Source organism: Pseudomonas nitroreducens, from assembly GCF_024170165.1.
Classification (GTDB): Bacteria; Pseudomonadota; Gammaproteobacteria; order Pseudomonadales; family Pseudomonadaceae; genus Pseudomonas; species Pseudomonas nitroreducens_C.
The window spans coordinates 264,995-284,396 of record NZ_JALJXP010000010.1; the positions used below are offsets into that span (position 1 = coordinate 264,995).

The following is a 19,402-nucleotide window of genomic DNA, read 5'->3' on the forward strand; positions in this document are numbered from 1 at the left end:
ACAGCGGGCAGGCAGTTAGCATCCAGGGTTCAACCCACAAGGTGAGAACTCGAGATGGCGAACGATACCTACACTCCCCCCCGCGTCTGGACCTGGGACAAGAGCAACGGCGGCGCCTTCGCCAGCATCAACCGGCCCATCGCCGGCCCGACCCAGGACAAGCAGCTGCCGCGCGGCAAGCACCCGCTGCAGCTGTATTCGCTGGCCACGCCCAACGGCGTGAAGGTCACCATCCTGCTCGAGGAGCTGCTGGAACTGGGCGTCACCGAGGCCGAGTACGACGCCTGGCCGATCAGGATCAGCGACGGCGACCAGTTCGGCAGCGGTTTCGTCGAGATCAACCCGAACTCGAAGATCCCGGCCCTGCTGGATACCGGCGTGAAGCCGGAGCTGCGCATCTTCGAATCCGGCTCGATCCTGGTGTACCTCGCGGAGAAATTCGGCCACTTCCTGCCCAGGGACCTGGCCAAGCGCACCGAGACGCTGAACTGGCTGTTCTGGCAGATGGGCAGCGCGCCCTTCCTCGGCGGCGGCTTCGGTCATTTCTACGCCTACGCGCCGGAGAAGTACGAGTACCCGATCAACCGCTACGCCATGGAGGTCAAGCGCCAGCTCGACGTACTCGACCGCCAGCTCGCGGAAAACCGCTACATCGCCGGCGACGAGTACAGCATCGCCGACATGGCGATCTGGCCCTGGTACGGCGCGCTGCTGAACAACCAGGTGTATGAGGCGGCTGAGTTCCTCGACGTGGAGAGCTACACCCATGTGCGCCGCTGGACCGACGAGATCGCCGCGCGCCCGGCGGTGCAGCGTGGCCGCCGGGTCAACCGCACCTGGGGCGATGACGCCTTGCCGGAGCGGCACAGCGCCGAAGACTTCACGCGCTGAGCTTCATCCGTAACGTCGGCCCTGCCGACGGATCGCGGGCATGGGCTAGGCGCCCCCGCCCGTCCTACAGGGGAAACCCTGCGTTGGGCGGTTCGCGAGCAAGCTCGCTCCTACGAAAAGCACAAGAACCGGAGCCTCGCAGGAGGCTCCGGTTTTTCATTTCAGCAGTCTTTTACTTGCCAGCCGTCAGGGTGCTGTAGGCAGTGATCAGGTTGCGGTAGTCCGGGATGTGATTGGAGCACAGCGCCGCCAGCCCTTCGATATCGTTGCGCCAGTCGCGGTGCAGCTCACAGGCCACGCCGAACCAGGTCATCAGCTGCGCACCGGCCGCTTCCATCCGACGCCAGGCGGCGTCGCGGGTCATCTCGTTGAAGGTGCCGGAAGCATCCGCCACCACGAACACATCGAAGCCTTCCGCCAGGGCCGACAGCGCCGGGAACGCCACGCAGACCTCGGTCACCACGCCGGCGATGATCAGCTGTTTCTTGCCGGTGGCCTTCACCGCTTTCACGAAATCCTCGTTGTCCCAGGCGTTGATCTGGCCGGGGCGGGCGATGTACGGGGCGTCCGGGAACTGCGCCTTCAGCTCGGGAACCAGCGGGCCGTTGGGGCCGGTTTCGAAGCTGGTGGTGAGGATGGTCGGCAGGTTGAAGAACTTCGCCAGGTCGCCCAGCGCCAGCACGTTGTTCTTGAACTTGTCCGGATCGATGTCGCGGACCAGCGAGAGCAGGCCGGCCTGGTGATCGACCAGCAGTACGGCGGCGTTGTCTTTGTCCAGGCGGTTGTAGGTGGGGTTGGCCATGGTGAAATCCTCGATTTGCTTTCAGTGGGTACCGGCTGGGCCGGAAGGTTTTGGATTCGGTTGCAGTGGGTCACTGCCTGGAACAAAGATTAAATTCGACACCCTTGACGCACCAGACCGCAAAAATCGCCTCTAGCGTTCCATTAAAAGAACGAACAGCCGCAAAGGCGCGACCGGGTGATCGGGCTAACCCGCGTGTCGCCAGGTGGATTCGCGCACCCCATCGAAGAAGCGTCGCTGCCAGCTCAGCGGCGTGACACCTTCGATGCGGTAGAAGATCCGGCAGAAATGCGCCTGGTCGCAGAAGCCGCATTGCAGGCCGATCTCCGCCAGCGGGAAGGTCGATTCGCGCATCAGTTGCTTGGCCTTCTCCACCCGCTGGACTCGCATCCAGGCCTGGGGCGAATGCCCGGTGGTGACCTTGAACTTGCGGGTGAAATCGCTGCGCGACAGCGCACAGGCGGCAGCCAGGTCGCTGACCGTGATGCCGCTGTCCAGATGCTTGAGCAGCAGCGCCTGGGCACGCTCCTTCTGCCAGGGGGCCAGGTCGCGCTTGGGGGCGTCCACTGGAATCTGGCTGATGAGTCTCTGAAGCATGCTGGTCCCTCCCCTGCGGTCTGCGAACCATTCTTGGTGGGCGCAGGGGTAGCGGCGAGTTAAAGCTGGTTAAACCGCATTAATCCGCCGCAGAACAAAAGCGGCGGCTCGACGGCAGAGAGCAACGGTTCTCTGGGCCCGCACAGCCGCCCGCCAACACCACACAAGTGCCAGCAACCGGCCGCCATGCCTTGCACGGCGGGGCTTGCAGCACAAGGACCGGTGACAGCGGGCACCCTGCCAGCCAGCGCCGAAGTGGGCCGGGCGTTAATCGTTATTAAGCCCGCAGGCAAAACGCCACGCCTGGCGCAGGATGGCTCAACGCTGAGCCGTCGTTTACCCTGACTGCGGTTCACGAAAGAATGGCCAATCGACCGGAGAGTCGATGGACCTGTGCCACCGGGCTGACGCCAGGACTGGCGCGCAATCTGCCCCCAGCGTGCGAAAGCGACTACCAGACGATGACTCCCGATGCCGTGGCCACGGTCGAAACCGTGCTTCATTTCGGCCCCTACCAGATCTACCCCGCATCCCGCGTGATCCTCGAGGCCGGCCGCCCGCTGCGCCTGGGGCAACGCGCGCTGGACATCCTGCTGGCGCTGCTGGAACGTGCCGGCCAGGTGGTCAGCAAGCGCGAGCTGCTGGCCCGTGCCTGGCCCGGACAGGACATCGACGAAGGCAACCTGCGGGTCCACATGACTGCCCTGCGCAAGGCGCTGGGAGACGGCCAGAACGGTCGGCGCTTCATCGTCACCATCGCGCTGCGCGGCTACAGCTTCGTCGAGCCGCTGACGGCTTCGGCGCAGGCGATGCCCGCCCCCGATGACGGCCAGTCGGCGGACCACAACCTGCCGCCCCGGCGCAATCGCCTGCTGGGCCGCGAGGCCGAGCTGGAGCGTCTGGTCAGCGAGCTGCCGCGACGTCGCTGCGTCAGCCTGGTGGGCTGTGGCGGCATCGGCAAGACCAGCCTTGCCCTGCAGGCCGCCGAGCGTTTCATCGGCCAGTATCCCCACGGCATCCGCATGCTCGACCTCACCCCGTTGCAGGACGCACGGCCGCTGAACAGCACCCTCGCCAGCGCGCTGGGCATTCCGGGGCTGGCCGGCGAATCGCTGGAGCGGCTCTGCAGCCAGGTCGCCGACCGGCATATGCTGCTGCTCATCGACAACTGCGAGCACCTGATCGAAGCGGCCGCGCACCTGGTCGAGTGCCTGCTGCGCCACGCGCCGCAGATCCACATCCTCGCCACCAGCCGCGAAAGCCTGCGCGCCACCGGCGAATACATCCTGCCGCTACGGCCGCTCGGCTGCCCGCCGGTGCAGGTCGGCAGCATCGAGGACGCCCTCGCCTACCCCGCCGTCGCGCTGCTCATCGAGCGGACCCGGGAGACCCACGAAGACTTCGAGTTCCGCCCCGCAGACCTGCCCCGCGTCAGTGAAATCTGCCGGCGCCTGGAGGGCATTCCGCTGGCGCTGGAACTGGCCGCCGGCCATCTGGGCCAGGCCGATGGCAGCATCGACGCGCTATTGCAGGACGGCTACCTGGACCTGCCGCTGCAGTCCGAGGAATCGCCCAGCCGCCACGAACACCTGCGCGCGATGCTCGACTGGAGCTACACGCTGCTGCGCCCCGCGGAGCAATCCTGCCTGCGGCGCCTGAGCGTGTTCCGCGGCGGCTTCACCCTGGACTCCATCGCCGCCGTCCTTGGCCAGCCGGCGGACCTGGGCGCGGCCTTCGTGCTGGTGAACCAGCTGACCGCCAAATCGCTGCTGACCACCGAGATTCGCCGCGACGAAGTCACCTACCGGCTGCTCGAACCGACCCGCCTGCACGCGCTGGAGAAACTCCAGGCCGCTGGCGAACTGCACGAGGCCCGCGAACGCCATCTGCAGCTGTGCCAGGACGCGATGCAGGCTGCGCAGAACGAATGGGAAAGGTCCGCCTCACTGGGCTGGCTCGAGCAACATTCGCCGTGGCTCGCGGAGGTTCGCGCCGCCCTCGACTGGGGCCTGCATGCGGAAGTCCGGCACACCCGGGCAATCCACCTCGCGGCCTGCTCGGCGCCGCTGTGGCAGGAACTGTCGCTGCTCCACGAATACGGTCCCTACGTGAGCGCGGCACTCGGCCTGCTCAGTGCCGAGTCCGCTTCGTCGCTGCAACTGGCCATGCGCCTGGAGCTGGCGCTGGGCAACACGACCTACCACGACGTGCGCAACAGCCAGGCAGACGAGGCCTTCCAGAACGCCCGCTACCTCGCCCGGCAGATTGGCGACCGCGACGGTGAACTCACCGCGCTGTCTGGCGGCCTGGCCGTGCTGCTGTGGGCCGGCCAGTACCAGCAGGCCGCCGAGCAGAGCCGGCAATTCGACCGGCTGAGCGACGGCCAGGGTGAGATGCTCGCCACCAGCGCCCTGCGCCTGAAGGTGCTGGCGCTGCATTATTCGGGCAATCAGGTACGCGCCCAGGCCGTCGGCGATGAAGTGCTGCGGCGACTGGAACAGCAACGTCGGGCCAACCGTTTTGCCCCTTGTCTGGGCGTGCAGTACGACCAGCAGGTCGCCTCCCTTGCCACCCAGGCGCGCACGCTCTGGTTGCGCGGCTTGCCCGGACAGGCAGAGCGCATGGCTGCACAGGCCATCGAACTGGCCTGCGAGATCGACCACAGCGCCTCCATCGCCTACAGCCTCGCAGTGGCCGGCTGCGTCATCGCCTTCTACAACGGCGAGTTCGACAAGGCCCGCAGCCGCGTGCGGCAGATGATCGAGGTTGCCGAGCGTCACCGCGTGCCGTTGTTCAGCGACTGGGCGCGGCACTACGCATGGGCCATGCAGCTCGACTCGACCGCTGGCGCCACGGCACCCGCCGTCGGCCTGGTGCGCGACATCGTGCAGACCCTCGGCGGCCGCCCCCTCCCCGCCGATCAGGCGCAGCTGATGCGCGCCCGCACCGGCGCGGCCGGCTGGTGCGCACCGGAAATCCTGCGCAACGAGGCGGTCGCCCTGCTGGCGCGGGGCGACCGCGAGTCCCTGCTCGGCGGCGAAACCCTGCTGACCCGTGCCCTGACGCTGGCGCAGGAGCAAGGTGCACTGGCCTGGGAGCTGCGCTCGGCCACCTGCCTGGCGGAGCTGTGGAGCGCACAGGGCAAACCGGAAGCTGCGCGGCAACTGCTGGAGCCGGTCTACCGATGCTTCACCGAAGGTTTCGACTCGCCGGACCAGCGCAGAGCACGGCAATGTCTTGAGGCCTGCGCCCACTGACGACGCGCCGCACCCTGTAGGAGCGCGCCATGCGCACGATCGCGGGCATGGCCCGCTCCTACAATGGGACGTCCATGCCAGCCGGGGAAGCAGACGCGAGCATCTGTCAGTGCCCCCGATACACAACCCATCGGCCCCACACCAACCCGCTTGACATTAAAGTTAACTTTAAACTTAGGGTGAACCCATCCGCCTCCCGGCTCTCACGCCGGGCGGCTTCCCACAGGGTCTACCAGAAGGTCAAGCAGATGAAGGCGCGGTTCAAGGCAGTGGAGTTCGGCACCCAGAGCGTTGAAGTGATCGAGGGCGGCTATTACGACCGCTACCGGATGAACCCGGACCTGAACGAGGTGGCGAAGGACCCCGCCGCCGGCAACATCGACTACTTCCGGCGCTTTCCCAAGCAGATGGTCGCCTCGCGCGTCGGGCCGACCTGGGCGCCGAACTTCTACTACCGCACCAGCAGCATCCAGTTGCTGTTCCTGGCGCCGATCGAGCGCCTGCGTGCGACGCTGCCTGCACCACTGGAACCGCTGCGTGCCCTGCCCGGCCAGGGACTGGTGGCACTGACCTTCTTCTCCTACTCGGTGTGCGACAACGACCCGTACGATGAAGTCTCGGTCGCCATCGTCATTCGCCGTCCAGGCGCCAGGGGCAGCCATGCCCTGGAACTACTCGACGCCGTGCGCCGCCGCAGCTTCGTCGCCCATGTGCTGGCCCTGCCGGTCTCCACCGAGATTGCGCGGGTGCGCGGTGTGCATGGCTACCAGTTGCCGAAATGGCGCACCGGCATCGAGGTGAAGATCGGCAGCGAAGTGTCGGCCAGCATCCAGGGGCCCGACGGCACCGCCGACCTCGTCCTGCAGGCGCCGCTGCCGGCGCTGCAGATCGCCACCGCGCAATCGCGCCTGGGCACTGCCACCATGGTTCATCAGGTCGATGGGCGCTGGCATCAGACGCGCGTGCAGAGCAACACCCTGGCCTACGCGCAGAAGCTGCTGCCCGGCAACGTCCGGCTCACCCGCAACGGCGGGCCGCTGAGCCAGTTGCTCGATGGGCTGGGCGCGTCGCGCATCCTGCGCCTGGATGTGGTCAAGGACGCGCAGATCGTGCTGCACCTGCCAGCACTGCTGGAGAGCCAGCCCTGACAGGCGCAGGCGGGCGCCTTACTGCGGCTGGACGCTGACGGCGACGGCGGAGGTCACCCGCATCACCAGTTGACGCCCCACATACTCGGGTTTCATCACCACGTCCGGGCGGACCTGCACCGTGTGCTGGCTGCCGTCGGCAAATTGCAGGGTGGCGGTGCGCCTGGCGGTGTCCATGGATTTGACCGTGGCGGTGATCTCCACCGTATCGGCCGCGAGCATGCCGGGCTTGCTGCCCGGTTGCGCCGTCGCCATCAGCCCGGCAGCGCCACTGCCGCTCTCCTGGCCCGGCTCGCGCAGGTAGACGACACGCTCCAGCGTGACGATGGCGCGCACCCGATCACCCACCTTGATCTGCTCGAAGTTGCGCATCTCCGCTGGCGCACGCAGGGTGCGGCTGTTGCCGTGGTCGTCCTTCAGGGTAACGGTTCGCTCGGTCCGGTCGATGGCAGTGACGCTGGCCTGCATTTCCTCCGTCTCGGTCATCGCACCGCCCGGCACACCCTTGGCAACCGACTCGGTGCTGTCGTACTGGTAACTCAACTCATCGTTCTTCTCGCTCTGGCAACCGACCAGCACGCCAGCGGCGAGGGACAGGCAGATCCAACGGGACACACTCATCGGGCAACTCCTTGCGTCAGGGGTGTTTGCGTTGTGGTTTTGCCGACAGGAACAGGAGCACGCCTGCCGGTGCTGCCTGGCTGCGTGGTTTTATCGAGCCTAGCAGCTGCCCGGCGCTTCACCTCGGCATCCGCCACTCAGTACTTGATGTCCCGCGCAGTCTCGCGCCCCTGCTGCTTGGTCTGGCGTTTGTCCTGGCGGCACTGGGCGTTGTACTTCTGGTCGGCGGCGCGGCAGTCCTGCTTGGTCTGCCGGGCATCCTGGCGGGTTTCCTGGCGCACGTCGCGCGCCTGGCGACGCTGGTTGCCCTGCTCGGTGGCCCAGGCGGAGCCGGCCGAGGCAACGAGGAAGGTCGCCGCGAGAATGGCGGTGAACAGGGAACGGGACATGGCATCACCTCCTGCCGCGCAGGGATCGGGACTATGCAGTACAGCCGATTTCCCGGGGGCCTGCCGGTGGTGCCGGGTGGTTCGCCGTGCTGTTCGACGAAAGGCAATGCCGGCTGCCGCGCTGCCGGCGGAACCGCCTTACTGGTCGCGCACCAGCAGCACCGGACGCTTGCTCGACTGCAGCACGCCTTCGGCCACGCTGCCCAGCATCAGGCGCTGCACGCCACGCCGGCTGTGGGTGCCCATGACGATGGCATCGGCCTTGACCGCGTCGGCCTCGGCCTCGATGCGGTCGGCTACCTCTTCGCCCGCGGTTTCCATGTTGATTCTCTGGTAGGTGGCGCGCACAGCGTGCTCCTCGACCACTTCCCGCGCCTTGCCCAGGATGTCGTCGGCCGCCTTGAGCGCGGCGGCCTGCAGCGCCTCGGCGTCATAGTACTTGGCGTAATAAGGCAGGTGCCCCAGCGGACGGTCGACGATGGTGATGACATGCAGTTCACCGCCGCTCATGCGCACCAGTCTTGCGCCTTCGGCCAGGGCTCGGAACGAAACGGGGCTGCCGTCGACGGCGGCCAGTACGTGCTCGTACATGCTGTGCTCCTCGTTGTTTGGGCAGTTCGACCTTAACTGCGCGGGCCGGGGCCGCCCTTGTGCCGTGTCAATGTAATCGCCGGATGGCGACTCAGTGCGCCAGAGCGACCTCATCACGGCAGGCAGACGGGCTCAGCCCGGTCCAGCGCTTGAAGGCGCGGCGGAAGCCGCGTACGTCACTGTAGCCAAGCGCCTCGGCAATGCGCTCGATGGGCATTTCCGGGTTGTTCAGCAGGCTCATGGCGCGGGCATGGCGCACCTGATCCTGCAACGCATCGAAGGTGATGCCGTGCTCGCTCAGGCGACGGCGCAGCGTGCGGCTGCTCATGTTCAGCTCGCTGGCGACCTTGTCGATCGGGCTGCCGTGGGCCAGGTCGCGGGCGATGGCGCGCTCCACCGTTTCCAGCAGGCCGGTCTTCTGCTGCACCTGGGCCGATTCGTTCTCCAGCAGGCTCAGCGCCTGGCGCAACGCGACAGGGTGATGGCTAGGCAGTTGCACATCGAGCCAGTGGCTGGCGATGGCCACGCGGTTGTGCAGGCAGCCGAACTGCAGGTTCGGCCCGAGCAGGCGGCGATACTCGGCTTCATAGGCGGGCGCGGCGTGGGTGAACTCGAAGCGCAGGGGCTGGAACTGGGGGCCGATCAGGGTGCGGTTGTAGACCAGCAGGCTGGCGAAGAACTCCTCCACGGCGAATACCTGAATGTCGGCAAAGGGCAGCCGGCATTCCACTTCGATGAAGCTCTCTTGCGGCCCCTCGATCAGGTTGCAGACCGCGATGCCGCCGGTGGTGTGCTGGAAGCGGCGGCCCAGTTCGAAGGCATCGCGCAGGTTCCTGCACAGGGACAGCACATGGCCGAGCAAACCGAGGGTGCCCAGCACGTTGTGGTGACCGACCAGCAGCCCCAGGCCGCACTCGGGCAGCGCCGCGAGGGCGCGCTGGATCATCGCGACTGTCTGCCGGTAGCTGACGCGCTGGGCCGGATCCTGCAGTTCCTCGGCGGTGAAGCCAAGCCCACGGCACAGCCGCTCGCCGCTTACGCCCTGGGCGCTGGCGACCTCGGCCAGGGTCTGCAGCAGGAAGGGCGAAACCAGGGCCAGGTCGTATTGCGCATCGATGCTAGTACTGGGCATGCAGGCTGCTCTCGATCGGGGGCGCCGGCGATTCTTGTTATGTGGCTGGCGCACGATGGCCGCATCATAACGCTTTCGCAGGCCCGCCAAGAGCGGGCGTAACAGAATATTACAGACACCTCTGGAACAGCAGCTGGCGCAAGGCTCCCCGCCCTGCACCCGCTCTGCGCTGGTCAGCTATACACCGGCCATTGCTCGACGATACGCCCTCCCCGCACCGCCAGCAGATCACCGAACTGCAGCAGGATCGACTCGGACTGGGTCGGGCGCAGGAACATCTGGTCGTCCACCTTCAGGCCGACGGCGCTGGAGCCGTTGACCATCTCCTGATTCGAGCTGCGCCCGTACAGGCCGTTGAACTGCAGGCCTCGGGGCGATTCGGGCTCGGCCAGCCAGTTGCCGCCGTAGACGAAGAAGGTCTCGCGCTGGTTCGGGTCCCACCAGGAGAACAGCTTCGACTTGTCGTCCAGCGCCGGAATCAGCACCGGGCCGGTGCTCTTGATCACTGGCGTGGCGATGAAGGCGGCGGGCTGGTGCTCCACCAGCGAAGGCAGGTCGTAGTGGGTCGGCTTGACCAGCGCCGAGCCCACCGATACCTCGGTGCTGGTGCGCTCGTTCTCGTGCATCCTGAAACTCGGGCTGCCGGCGGTATTGAGCGTCAGGCCCGGCTTCCACAGCGTCGGGTGCTGGCTGCGGGCGTAGTCGACGAAGCCGTCGTAGAGCGTCATCACCTTGGCAAAGAGTTCCTCCGAGGAGCCGAGCACCTCGGGCACGCCCATGCCGACGAAGGGGTCGTAGCCCATGAAGCCGGCGAACTCCAGATGCTGCGGGTTGGCGCCGATGATGGTGAGCATCCTGCCCAGGGTTTCTTTGTCAGCCACGCCGCCGCGGTGCAGGCCGACGTCCAGTTCGATGTTGATCCGCAGCCGGGTGTTGCGCCCCTGCGCCAGCGCCAGGTACTGCTGCAGGCGCTCGGGGGTGTCGAGCAGCCATTGCAGCTGGGTGGTCGGGTCGAAGGGGCCGCGCAGGTTCTCGTAGAACTGCTGCGCCGAACCCACCGGCAGCGGCTTGCCCAGCAACAGGTCGGAGTCGGGAAAGCGCTCGGCGTCATGGTTGAGGAAGGGCTGATGGAAGGACATCATCCGCCGGGTGCCGGCGCGCCTGGCGATGTAGTCGAGCAGTTGCGGCGACGGCAGGGACTTCTCCACCACGCGCAGGTGCTTGCCGGTGCGGGCCACTGATTGCATCACAACGTCGACGTTGTGATCCAGGCGGTCCAGGTCGATCAGCATCACCGGGCGCATCGGCCCGTGCTCGCGCAGCTCGCGGTTGAGCCGGGCGAAGTACTCGTCATACGGAGCGCCGTGGTCGCTCGGGCGCAGCCAGGCACCGGCACCGGCGAGCAGGACGCCCGCCCCTGCCGCGCCGACGATGAAATTGCGTCGTTTCATGGATTTTTCTTCCTTGTCAGGCCACGCCCAGGATCGATGACAGGTGGGCATTGAGGAACTTGCCCTGGGGGTCCAGCTCGCGGCGCACCTCGGTGAATTCCTTCCAGCGCGGATACAGCGGTTGCAGCGTGCGCGCATTGAGCGTGTGCAGCTTGCCCCAGTGCGGCCGGCCGGCGTATTTCCAGAAGATCGGCTCCACCGCGGCGAAGAAGTTGTGGTGGTCCATGCTGTAGTGCTGGTGCACGGAGATCGAGCAGCTGTCGCGGCCCTCGAACATGCTCAGCGGGATGTCGTCGGCCTTCACGTAGCGGTACTCGATGGGGAACCAGGTGCGCAGGTCCTTGTCGTTGATCAGCTTGAGGATCTCGCGCAGGCAGGCCGGGCCGTGTTCGGCCGGGACCGAGTACTCCATCTCGTTGAAGCGCACGTTGCGCACGTTGGCGAAGACGTCGTAGGAGTCGCCGATGCGGTCGTCGAAGCTGGCGACATGGCGCAGGCTGTTGAGCAGGAAGCGCCGTGCGGCGGGGAAATCGCTGCCGTATTTGTCCAGGCCCTCGATGATGCTGACGAACTCGTTGCCGCCCTCCTTCGCCGGGTCCTGCGGCGCCGTGGGCGGGTCGGTGGTCTCGTTGAGGGCGATGGACAGTGCATAGTCGGAATGGGTCATGACCTGCATTTCCCAGTGCTGGTTCTCGCGGGTGTTCTTCTCCACGTCTTCCAGCAGTTCCTCGGTGCTGGCGACCCACTGCTTCTCGTGCAGGCGAAACGCCGCACGGTTCTGCAGGCGCACGCGGGTGGCGATGCCGAACGCGCCGAGGGACACCCGCGCGGCGTTGAACACCTCGGGGTTTCGCTGGGCGTCGCAGTCCAGCACGTCGCCGCTGGCGGTTACCAGTTGCAGGCCGGTCACACGGGTGGAGTAGGAGCCGAAGCCGACGCCGGTGCCGTGGGTGGAGGTGGAAATCGCCCCGGCCAGGGTCTGGTAGTCGATGTCCGACATGTTCGGCAGCGCCTGGCCGATTTCCTTCAGCGCCGGGCCCATGAGCGACATCGGCGTGCCGGCGGCGAACTCTGCCTGCAACGTGTCGGCGTCGTGGCCGAGCAGGCCGTTGAAATAGGCCAGAGAAACCAGCGTGCCGTCGGTGGGCACCAGGGCGCTGAAGGAATGCGCCGAGCCCACCGGGCGCACCTTGCCCTGGGCCTGGCGGATGACCTGCACCAGCTCGTCGAGGCTCTGTGGGGCCAGGCGCGCCGCCGGCAGGCAGCTCTGCCCGCCGGACCAGTTGCGCCAGGGGATCAGCCGCGGCGCGCGGGCCAGTTCGGCCGCCAGCGAGTGGCTCGACAACGAGGCATACGCCCCGGCAATACCGGCACTCTGCAAGAGCTGACGCCGGGTGAGTTGAATAGGCATCGAAGGAACCCCCGCGCTTACTGGACAGACTGGCCGGACATGAAGGAAATCAGCGCGAGGAACTCGTCCTCCGAGCACTGCATGCACATGCCCATCGGCGGCATGCCCTTGAAGCCGTTGATGCTGTGGTCCAGCAGGCTGTCGGCGCCCTGGGCGACGCGCGGCTGCCAGGCTTTCACGTCGCCCGCCTGCGGCGCGCCGGAGGCCGGGTTGGCGTGGCAGAGCTTGCAGCTGCTGTCATAGATCTTCGCCAGCGCGGGATCTGCGGGCGACAGCACGGCCGCGCTGCGGGCCGCTGGCGGCGCGGCATCGTCGCCACAGCCACCGAGCAGGCCGGTCAGGGCCAGCAAGGCAAGCGCAGGCCAGGGTGTTGCGGGTTTATGCATGGTGCTCCCCTTTTCTTCCCGCACGCGGCGACGGCGCGGATTCTTGTTGTCATGGGTAGCTGGCAGGTTAAGGCGGGCAGCGGCCGCACCTGAGGGCATTACCGGCCAATAAGGGGGCTCTCGGCGGACAAGGTGGCGGTTTGGGTCCCCTGTCGGTTTCAGGATGCGCAGGGTCGTTCGAGTGCTATCCCTAATCCAGAGGGATGGCAATCTTTCCAATTGTCACGGACCAGGCGCGCACAGATGCTTGGCCGGACGGCAACACCCCATAAGAACGATGGCGCCCCGCAAAGCCACGCAGACCGTGACGTGGCCGGTTCGCCGCCGCCGAAGGATTCCGGGTCGCCGCCCACCGCAGGCGCCCGCGATGTCGAGGTGCGCTGTATGCCTGATGATTCGCTTCACCTGCCCCTGATCCACGATGTGCTGGAACGTCTCAAGGCCACGCCCGGCGCCCTGCTGCCGGTGCTCCACGCCATCCAGGACTGCGTCGGCTACATTCCCGACGATGCCGTCGCGGAAATCGCCCATGCACTGAACCTCAGCGTCGCCGAGGTACGCGGGGTGATCAGCTTCTACCACGACTTCCGCACCGCGCCGCCGGCCCGCCATACGCTGCGCCTGTGCCGCGCCGAATCGTGCCAGAGCCGCGGCGCCGAAGCCCTGGCCGCGCAGCTGCGCGAACAGCTCGAACTGGACGACCACGGCACCAGCGCCGACGGCCGCATCGCCCTGCGCCCGGTCTACTGCCTGGGCGCCTGCGCCTGCTCGCCGGCGCTGGAGCTGGACGGCCGGGTCCACGCGCGCCTCACCGCCGAGCGCCTGCGCGAGCTGGTCAACGGTTGCCGGGAGGACGCCGCATGCTGAAGCTGTTCGTTTCCTGCGATTCGGTGGCCCGTGCGGTGGGCGCCGACGAAGTGACCGACGCCCTGGTCGCCGAGGCCGAACGTCGCCAGTTGCCGCTGGACATCCAGCGCACCAGCTCCCGTGGCCTGTACTGGCTTGAGCCGCTGCTGGAGCTGGACAGCTCCGCCGGCCGGCTGGGCTTCGGCCCGCTCACGGTCGACGATGTTCCCGCCCTGCTCGACGCCCTCTGCGGTGACCCGGCCAGCCATCCGCTGGCCCTGGGGCCGGTGGAAGAGATTCCCTACCTGAAGAGCCAGCAGCGTCTGCTCTTCGCCCGCGCCGGCATCACCCGGCCGCTGTCGCTGGACGACTACCGCGCCCACGGCGGCTTCGAGGGTCTGACCCGCGCCATCGGCATGGAAGGTGCCGACATCGTCGCTACAGTGCTTGACTCCGGCCTGCGCGGCCGTGGCGGCGCGGCCTTCCCCGCCGGCATCAAGTGGCGCACGGTACGCGATGCGGCCGGCAGCCAGAAGTACGTGGTGTGCAACGCCGACGAAGGCGACTCCGGGACCTTCGCCGACCGCATGCTGATGGAAGGCGACCCCTTCCTGCTGATCGAGGGCATGGCCATCGCCGGCCTCGCCGTCGGCGCAAGCATGGGCTACCTCTACGTGCGCTCGGAATACCCGGACTCCATCGCCACCCTGAACCAGGCGTTGAAGCTCGCCCGTGACGCCGGCTACCTCGGTGAAGACGTCGGCGGCAGCGGCCGCGCCTTCGAGCTGGAAGTGCGCGTCGGCGCTGGCGCCTATATCTGCGGCGAGGAAACCGCCCTGCTGGATTCGCTGGAAGGCAAGCGCGGCGTGGTCCGCGCCAAGCCGCCGCTGCCGGCGCTGCAAGGCCTGTTCGGCCTGCCGACGCTGGTGCACAACGTGCTCACCCTGGCCTCGGTGCCGATCATCCTGGCCAAAGGAGCACAGTTCTACCGCGACTTCGGCATGGGCCGCTCGCTGGGCACCATGCCCTTCCAGCTGGCCGGCAACGTCCGCCACGGCGGGCTGGTGGAACGCGCCTTCGGCCTGACCCTGCGCGAGCTGGTGGAAGGCTACGGCGGCGGCACCGCCAGTGGCCGCCCGCTGAAGGCCGCGCAGGTCGGCGGCCCGCTGGGCGCCTGGGTGCCCCCTTCGCAGTTCGATACCCCGCTGGATTACGAAGCCTTTGCCGCCGTCGGCGCCATGCTCGGCCACGGTGGCGTGGTGGTCGCCGACGACAGCCTGGACATGGCACGCATGGCCCGCTTCGCCCTGCAGTTCTGCGCCGAGGAATCCTGCGGCAAGTGCACGCCCTGCCGCATCGGTTCGACCCGTGGCGTGGAGGTGGTGGACCGGCTGATCGCCGCCACCGACCTCGGCGCCCGCCAGCAGCAGGCCAGGTTGCTCGGCGACCTCTGCGACACCCTGCAATACGGCTCGCTCTGTGCCCTTGGCGGGATGACCGCCTTCCCCGTGGCCAGCGCCCTCAAGCACTTCCCCGCCGACTTCGGTCTGGCGACTTCGGAGGCCGACCAGTGATCAACTACTTCGATCCCTCCACGTCCGCAGGCAGCGACATCGACCTCGGCACCCCAGCGCGCGACAGCGACGTACAGGTCAGCCTGAGCATCGATGGCCGCGAGATCAGCGTGCCCGCCGGCACCTCGGTGATGCGCGCCGCCGCCCTGCTCGGCACCACCATCCCGAAACTCTGCGCCACCGACAGCCTGGAAGCCTTCGGCTCGTGCCGCATGTGCCTGGTGGAAATCGACGGCATGCGCGGCTACCCGGCCTCCTGCACCACACCGGTGAGCGAAGGCATGGTGGTGCGCACGCAGACGTCGAAGCTGGCGGACCTGCGGCGCAACGTGATGGAGCTGTACATCTCCGACCACCCGCTGGACTGCCTGACCTGCTCGGCCAACGGCAACTGCGAGCTGCAGACCGTGGCCGGCCAGGTCGGCCTGCGCGAGGTGCGCTACGGCTATGACGGCGCCAACCATCTGAAGGACCGGAAAGACGTCTCCAACCCCTACTTCGACTACGACCCGAGCAAGTGCATCGTCTGCAACCGCTGCGTGCGCGCCTGCGAGGAAACCCAGGGCACCTTCGCCCTGACCATCGAAGGGCGCGGCTTCGAGTCCCGCGTGGCGGCGGCCGGCGGCGAGAACTTCCTCGACTCCGAATGCGTCTCCTGCGGCGCCTGCGTGCAGGCCTGCCCCACCGCCACGCTGATGGAGAAGAGCGTGGTCGAGATCGGCCAGCCGGAGCGCGCCGTCATCACCACCTGCGCCTACTGCGGCGTGGGCTGCTCCTTCCGCGCGGAGATGAAGGGCAACCAGCTGGTGCGCATGGTCCCGGACAAGAACGGCCAGGCCAACCACGGCCACTCCTGCGTCAAGGGCCGCTTCGCCTGGGGCTACGCAACCCATCCGGACCGCATCAGCAAACCGATGATCCGCCAGCACATCGGCGACCCCTGGCAGGAAGTCAGCTGGGACGAGGCGGTCACCTACGCCGCCAGCGAATTCCGCCGCATCCAGACGAAATACGGGCGCGACTCCATCGGCGGCATCACCTCCAGCCGCTGCACCAACGAAGAGACCTACCTGGTGCAGAAGCTGGTGCGCGCGGCATTCGGCAACAACAACGTCGACACCTGTGCGCGGGTCTGCCACTCCCCCACCGGCTACGGTCTCAAGCAGACCCTGGGCGAATCCGCCGGCACCCAGAGCTTCGACTCGGTGATGCAGTCCGACGTGGTGCTGGTGATGGGTGCCAACCCCACCGACGCCCACCCGGTGTTCGGCTCGCAGCTCAAGCGCCGCCTGCGCCAGGGCGCGCAGCTGATCGTCATCGACCCGCGGCGCATCGACCTGGTCGACTCGCCCCACGCCCGCGCCGAGCTGCACCTGCAACTGCGCCCCGGCACCAACGTCGCCATGCTCAACGCCCTGGCCCACGTCATCGTCAGCGAAGGGCTGGTCAAGCAGGACTTCGTCGACGCGCGCTGCGAAACCAGCGACTTCATCCGCTGGCGCGATTTCGTCGGCCTGGCGGAGAACGCTCCGGAGGTACTCGGCCCGGTGTGCGGCGTGCCCGCCGAAGAGATCCGCGCCGCCGCCCGCCTCTACGCCAGCGGCGGCAACGCGGCGATCTACTACGGCCTGGGCGTCACCGAGCACAGCCAGGGCAGCACCGCGGTGATGGGCATCGCCAACCTCGCGATGGCCACCGGCAACGTCGGCCGCGAGGGCGTCGGGGTGAACCCGCTGCGCGGCCAGAACAACGTGCAGGGCTCGTGCGACATGGGCTCCTTCCCCCACGAGCTGCCCGGCTACCGGCACATTTCCAACGAGACCGTGCGCAGCCAGTTCGAACAGGCCTGGGGCGTGACCCTGCAGCCCGATCCCGGCCTGCGCATCCCCAACATGTTCGAAGCGGCGCTGGGCGGCACCTTCAAGGCGCTGTACTGCCAGGGCGAGGACATCGCCCAGAGCGACCCCAACACCCAGCACGTCACCGCCGCCCTGTCCGCCATGGAGTGCGTGGTGGTGCAGGACATCTTCCTCAACGAAACCGCCAAGTTCGCCCACGTGTTCCTGCCGGGCAGCTCCTTCCTCGAGAAGGACGGCACCTTCACCAACGCCGAGCGGCGTATCTCCCGCGTACGCAAGGTGATGGAGCCGCTGGGCGGCAAGGCCGACTGGGAAGCCACCGTGGCCCTGGCCAACGCCCTGGGCTACCCGATGGACTACACGCACCCGGCGCAGATCATGGACGAGATCGCCCGCCTGACGCCGACCTTCACCCGCGTCAGCTACGCCGAGCTGGACCGCCATGGCAGCCTGCAATGGCCGTGCAACGACGCCGCGCCCGACGGCACCCCGACCATGCACATCGAGCAGTTCGTGCGTGGCAAGGGACGCTTCATGCTCACCGGCTACGTGCCCACCGAGGAGAAGGTCAACGCCCGCTATCCGCTGCTGCTCACCACCGGGCGTATCCTCAGCCAGTACAACGTCGGCGCGCAGACCCGGCGCACCGACAACGTCGCCTGGCACGAGGAAGACCGCCTGGAAATCCACGCCAGCGACGCGGAAAGCCGCGGCATCAGCGATGGAGACTGGGTCGGCGTGGGCAGCCGTGCCGGGCAGACGGTGCTGCGTGCCAGGGTCAGCGAGCGCGTCGCGCCGGGGGTCGTCTACACGACCTTCCACTTCCCCGAATCCGGCGCCAACGTGATCACCACCGACAACTCCGACTGGGCCACCAACTGCCCGGAGTACAAGGTCACCGCAGTGGAGGTAGTGCGCGTGTTCCAGCCTTCGGAATGGCAGAAGCGCTACCAGGCGTTCAGCGACGAACAACGGCGCCTGCTCAAGGAGCGCCGCCACGCCCATGGCGAGAAAGCCGAGAAAGCCGAGAAGGCCGAGAAAGCCGAGAAAACCGAGGTCCGTCGATGAGCGTCGAGAACCTGATCAAGATGGCCAACCAGATCGGCCAGTACTTCTCCACCGAATCGGACCCTGCCCTGGCGGTCCACGGCGTGCAGCAGCACCTGCAGAACTTCTGGACGCCGGCCATGCGCCGCGAGCTGAAGGACTGGCACGCCGATCATCCGGGCACCGAGTTACATGCCCTGGTGCAGGCGGCGCTGAGCACGCAAAGCGCCTGACGGCAGTGTTCACACCGAGGCCGCCCCAGGGGCGGCCTTTTCATTGCTGCGCCGCGTCTTAGCCTGAGCTTGAACCGGGCTTCCGCAAAAGCGAATTCCTCCCCGTCCGCACGCGCCCGCATCATGCCGGGCATCACCCACAAAGCGGATACACGGCATGACCGACTTCGATCCCTCGGCATGGCTGGGGCGCACCCAGGAAGTGCACGACCAACTCAGCCGCAACCTCGTGCAGCGCATCGCGGCCACCTTCAATGCCCAGGCGCCGGCCCATGGCGAGGAACTGCCGTGGCTGTGGCACTGGTGCTTCTTCAACGACCAGGTCGCGGGCAATCGCCTGGGCCCGGACGGCCACCCGACCCTGGGCACCTTCATGCCCCCGGCCCATGGGCGCAATCGCATGTGGGCCGGGGGCCGCCTGGAATTCCTCGAACCGCTGCGGGTCGGTGCCGAAGCCTTCCGCAAGACGCGCATCGAGCGCATCGAGGAAAAAGCCGGGCGCACCGGCTCGCTGCTCTTCGTCACCCTCGCCCACGAGTACTGGCAGGGCCAGCAGCTGTGCCTGCGCGAAGAACAGGACATCGTCTACCGCGAGCCCTCGCCGCCGAAGCTGAGTGAGGGCGAGCCCGCGCCGCTGGCGGACTGGGAGGAAAGCATCGCGCCCGATCCGACCCTGCTGTTCCGCTACTCGGCGGTGACCTTCAACGCCCATCGCATCCACTACGACTGGCCCTACGTCACCGCCAGCGAAGGCTACCCCGGCCTGGTGGTGCACGGCCCGCTGACCGCCAGCCTGAGCCTCGCCGCGTTCGCCCGCGCCAACCCGCTGGCGCGCCTGCGCCGCTTCAGCTTCCGTGGCGTGCGCCCGCTGATCGCGCCGGAAACCTTCCGCGTCGGCGGCCGCCATACCGAGCCCGGCGTCGCCGAGCTGTGGGCCGCCAACGGCAGCGGCCTGTGCCAGCGCGCCGACGTGCTGTTCGACTGAGCATTCCCTTCGATCCACCAACACCGAACAAGCCATCCCGCGCTCGCCCAAGGCGGCGCCGCCCAGAGGAAACCCCATGACCCACAACCCCGAAGAACTCCAGGCCATCCGTGACGGCGTGCGCGCCCTGTGCGCGGAGTTCCCTGCCGAATACTGGCGCAAGATCGACGAAGAGAAAGGCT

18 protein-coding genes are annotated in these 19,402 nt (G+C 67.5%); 9 read left to right on the forward strand and 9 right to left on the reverse strand.

Annotation, left to right across the window (positions count from 1 at the left end; genetic code table 11):
- Nucleotides 1–54: 54 nt before the first annotated feature.
- Complete coding sequence (yghU, locus tag J2T47_RS20530; protein WP_253450965.1) at nt 55–891, forward strand: glutathione-dependent disulfide-bond oxidoreductase; 837 nt, start codon at nt 55–57, stop codon at nt 889–891.
- A 172-nt stretch (nt 892–1,063) separates the two neighbouring features.
- Here yghU and ycaC read toward each other — a convergent pair whose 3' ends face one another.
- Together ycaC and J2T47_RS20540 are read right to left on the reverse strand one after the other, a co-directional pair.
- Nucleotides 1,064–1,693 (reverse strand): isochorismate family cysteine hydrolase YcaC, encoded by a 630-nt coding sequence (ycaC, locus tag J2T47_RS20535; protein WP_192319086.1) that lies wholly within the window; start codon nt 1,691–1,693, stop codon nt 1,064–1,066.
- 186 nt (nt 1,694–1,879) lie between these two features.
- Nucleotides 1,880–2,290: a helix-turn-helix domain-containing protein gene (locus J2T47_RS20540; RefSeq protein WP_253450968.1), complete on the reverse strand. Its 411-nt coding sequence runs from the start codon at nt 2,288–2,290 to the stop codon at nt 1,880–1,882.
- A gap of 362 nt (nt 2,291–2,652) precedes the next feature.
- On the opposite strand from J2T47_RS20540, the gene J2T47_RS20545 reads away from it, so the two are divergent.
- Together J2T47_RS20545 and J2T47_RS20550 are read left to right on the forward strand one after the other, a co-directional pair.
- Entirely contained in the window at nt 2,653–5,547 is a 2,895-nt protein-coding gene (locus J2T47_RS20545; protein ID WP_253450971.1) for an ATP-binding protein, read from the forward strand.
- A gap of 248 nt (nt 5,548–5,795) precedes the next feature.
- The gene (locus J2T47_RS20550; protein ID WP_253450974.1) at nt 5,796–6,695 is read left to right on the forward strand and encodes an acetoacetate decarboxylase; all 900 of its coding nucleotides are present in this window, start codon (nt 5,796–5,798) and stop codon (nt 6,693–6,695) included.
- 18 nt (nt 6,696–6,713) lie between these two features.
- Here the strand turns inward: J2T47_RS20550 and J2T47_RS20555 are convergent, their stop codons facing one another.
- The 7 genes from J2T47_RS20555 to J2T47_RS20585 form a co-directional block, all read right to left on the reverse strand.
- Entirely contained in the window at nt 6,714–7,316 is a 603-nt protein-coding gene (locus J2T47_RS20555; RefSeq protein WP_253450977.1) for a hypothetical protein, read from the reverse strand.
- 137 nt (nt 7,317–7,453) lie between these two features.
- Complete coding sequence (locus J2T47_RS20560) at nt 7,454–7,705, reverse strand: hypothetical protein (RefSeq protein WP_253450980.1); 252 nt, start codon at nt 7,703–7,705, stop codon at nt 7,454–7,456.
- A gap of 138 nt (nt 7,706–7,843) precedes the next feature.
- Nucleotides 7,844–8,296, reverse strand: a complete 453-nt coding sequence (locus J2T47_RS20565) for a universal stress protein (protein ID WP_253450983.1) — start codon at nt 8,294–8,296, stop codon at nt 7,844–7,846.
- A 91-nt stretch (nt 8,297–8,387) separates the two neighbouring features.
- On the reverse strand, nt 8,388–9,428 hold the full coding sequence (locus J2T47_RS20570) for an AraC family transcriptional regulator (protein ID WP_253450986.1): 1,041 nt from the start codon (nt 9,426–9,428) through the stop codon (nt 8,388–8,390).
- Nucleotides 9,429–9,601: 173 nt separating this feature from the next.
- On the reverse strand, nt 9,602–10,879 hold the full coding sequence (locus tag J2T47_RS20575; protein ID WP_253450989.1) for a DSD1 family PLP-dependent enzyme: 1,278 nt from the start codon (nt 10,877–10,879) through the stop codon (nt 9,602–9,604).
- A 16-nt stretch (nt 10,880–10,895) separates the two neighbouring features.
- Nucleotides 10,896–12,290, reverse strand: coding sequence for a D-arabinono-1,4-lactone oxidase (locus tag J2T47_RS20580; RefSeq protein WP_253450992.1), 1,395 nt, complete (start codon nt 12,288–12,290; stop codon nt 10,896–10,898).
- A gap of 17 nt (nt 12,291–12,307) precedes the next feature.
- Nucleotides 12,308–12,676 carry a c-type cytochrome gene (locus J2T47_RS20585; RefSeq protein ID WP_253450995.1) on the reverse strand — a complete coding sequence of 123 codons (369 nt, stop codon included), beginning with the start codon at nt 12,674–12,676 and terminating at the stop codon, nt 12,308–12,310.
- 384 nt (nt 12,677–13,060) lie between these two features.
- Here J2T47_RS20585 and J2T47_RS20590 point away from each other — a divergent pair, with 384 nt between their 5' ends.
- The 6 genes from J2T47_RS20590 to J2T47_RS29490 form a co-directional block, all read left to right on the forward strand.
- Complete coding sequence (locus J2T47_RS20590; protein WP_253450999.1) at nt 13,061–13,543, forward strand: formate dehydrogenase subunit gamma; 483 nt, start codon at nt 13,061–13,063, stop codon at nt 13,541–13,543.
- A complete protein-coding gene (locus J2T47_RS20595) occupies nt 13,537–15,096 on the forward strand; it encodes a formate dehydrogenase beta subunit (RefSeq protein ID WP_253451002.1) in 1,560 nt (519 codons plus the stop codon). The genes J2T47_RS20590 and J2T47_RS20595 overlap by 7 nt, the downstream gene beginning before the upstream one ends.
- On the forward strand, nt 15,093–18,023 hold the full coding sequence (gene fdhF, locus J2T47_RS20600; protein ID WP_253451005.1) for a formate dehydrogenase subunit alpha: 2,931 nt from the start codon (nt 15,093–15,095) through the stop codon (nt 18,021–18,023). Before J2T47_RS20595 ends, fdhF begins: the two co-directional genes overlap by 4 nt.
- Nucleotides 18,020–18,235, forward strand: coding sequence for a formate dehydrogenase subunit delta (locus J2T47_RS20605; protein WP_253451008.1), 216 nt, complete (start codon nt 18,020–18,022; stop codon nt 18,233–18,235). The genes fdhF and J2T47_RS20605 overlap by 4 nt, the downstream gene beginning before the upstream one ends.
- 157 nt (nt 18,236–18,392) lie before the next feature.
- The gene (locus J2T47_RS20610) at nt 18,393–19,220 is read left to right on the forward strand and encodes an FAS1-like dehydratase domain-containing protein (RefSeq protein WP_253451011.1); all 828 of its coding nucleotides are present in this window, start codon (nt 18,393–18,395) and stop codon (nt 19,218–19,220) included.
- A gap of 76 nt (nt 19,221–19,296) precedes the next feature.
- A partial coding sequence (locus tag J2T47_RS29490) for a hypothetical protein (protein WP_437181006.1) occupies nt 19,297–19,402 on the forward strand: 106 nt, incomplete at its 3' end.

Excerpts from the sequence above, each read along its gene's own strand:
- J2T47_RS20540 (WP_253450968.1), bottom strand. The coding sequence starts at position 2,290 with ATGCTTCAGAGACTCATCAGCCAGATTCCAGTGGACGCCCCCAAGCGC.
- J2T47_RS20575 (WP_253450989.1), bottom strand. The coding sequence starts at position 10,879 with ATGAAACGACGCAATTTCATCGTCGGCGCGGCAGGGGCGGGCGTCCTG.
- J2T47_RS20585 (WP_253450995.1), bottom strand. The coding sequence starts at position 12,676 with ATGCATAAACCCGCAACACCCTGGCCTGCGCTTGCCTTGCTGGCCCTG.
- J2T47_RS20565 (WP_253450983.1), bottom strand. The coding sequence starts at position 8,296 with ATGTACGAGCACGTACTGGCCGCCGTCGACGGCAGCCCCGTTTCGTTC.
- J2T47_RS20580 (WP_253450992.1), bottom strand. The coding sequence starts at position 12,290 with ATGCCTATTCAACTCACCCGGCGTCAGCTCTTGCAGAGTGCCGGTATT.
- J2T47_RS20550 (WP_253450974.1), top strand. The coding sequence starts at position 5,796 with ATGAAGGCGCGGTTCAAGGCAGTGGAGTTCGGCACCCAGAGCGTTGAA.
- ycaC (WP_192319086.1), bottom strand. The coding sequence starts at position 1,693 with ATGGCCAACCCCACCTACAACCGCCTGGACAAAGACAACGCCGCCGTA.
- J2T47_RS20595 (WP_253451002.1), top strand. The coding sequence starts at position 13,537 with ATGCTGAAGCTGTTCGTTTCCTGCGATTCGGTGGCCCGTGCGGTGGGC.
- J2T47_RS20590 (WP_253450999.1), top strand. The coding sequence starts at position 13,061 with ATGCCTGATGATTCGCTTCACCTGCCCCTGATCCACGATGTGCTGGAA.
- J2T47_RS20610 (WP_253451011.1), top strand. The coding sequence starts at position 18,393 with ATGACCGACTTCGATCCCTCGGCATGGCTGGGGCGCACCCAGGAAGTG.
- J2T47_RS20570 (WP_253450986.1), bottom strand. The coding sequence starts at position 9,428 with ATGCCCAGTACTAGCATCGATGCGCAATACGACCTGGCCCTGGTTTCG.
- J2T47_RS20560 (WP_253450980.1), bottom strand. The coding sequence starts at position 7,705 with ATGTCCCGTTCCCTGTTCACCGCCATTCTCGCGGCGACCTTCCTCGTT.
- J2T47_RS20555 (WP_253450977.1), bottom strand. The coding sequence starts at position 7,316 with ATGAGTGTGTCCCGTTGGATCTGCCTGTCCCTCGCCGCTGGCGTGCTG.
- yghU (WP_253450965.1), top strand. The coding sequence starts at position 55 with ATGGCGAACGATACCTACACTCCCCCCCGCGTCTGGACCTGGGACAAG.
- J2T47_RS20605 (WP_253451008.1), top strand. The coding sequence starts at position 18,020 with ATGAGCGTCGAGAACCTGATCAAGATGGCCAACCAGATCGGCCAGTAC.
- J2T47_RS20545 (WP_253450971.1), top strand. The coding sequence starts at position 2,653 with ATGGCCAATCGACCGGAGAGTCGATGGACCTGTGCCACCGGGCTGACG.